This window comes from Paeniglutamicibacter sp. NPDC012692, assembly GCF_042901625.1.
Taxonomy (GTDB): domain Bacteria; phylum Actinomycetota; class Actinomycetes; order Actinomycetales; family Micrococcaceae; genus Paeniglutamicibacter.
Window position 1 is genome coordinate 108,095 of the sequence record NZ_JBIBDE010000007.1, and the last position, 329, is coordinate 108,423.

The following is a 329-nucleotide window of genomic DNA, read 5'->3' on the forward strand; positions in this document are numbered from 1 at the left end:
TTGACGGTTCCGGCAGGCGCTGCTCCTGGTACTGACTACAAGGTTGTTGGTTCGGTGAGTGGCGGGCCGTCTGCCTCGACGGGTCTGACCGTTACCGATCCAAACGCTGCCGATAACACTGCTGTGAACACTGACGTGAACACGGACGTGAACACCGCGGACAACGCTGCGGAGAACACGGACGTGAACACCGCCGTGAACACCGCGGACAACGCTGCGGAGAACACGGACGTGAACACCGCTGTGAACACCGCGGACAACGCTGCCGACAACGCTGCCGTGAACACCGCGGACAACGCTGCGGAGAACACGGACGTGAACACCGCACG

1 protein-coding gene is annotated in these 329 nt (G+C 62.0%); it reads left to right on the forward strand.

What is annotated here, in order from left to right; translation table 11 throughout:
- Positions 1-123 precede the first annotated feature (123 nt).
- Positions 124-329 (forward strand): hypothetical protein (locus tag ACFY5D_RS19700; protein WP_387533850.1); only part of this gene is annotated, 206 nt, incomplete at its 3' end.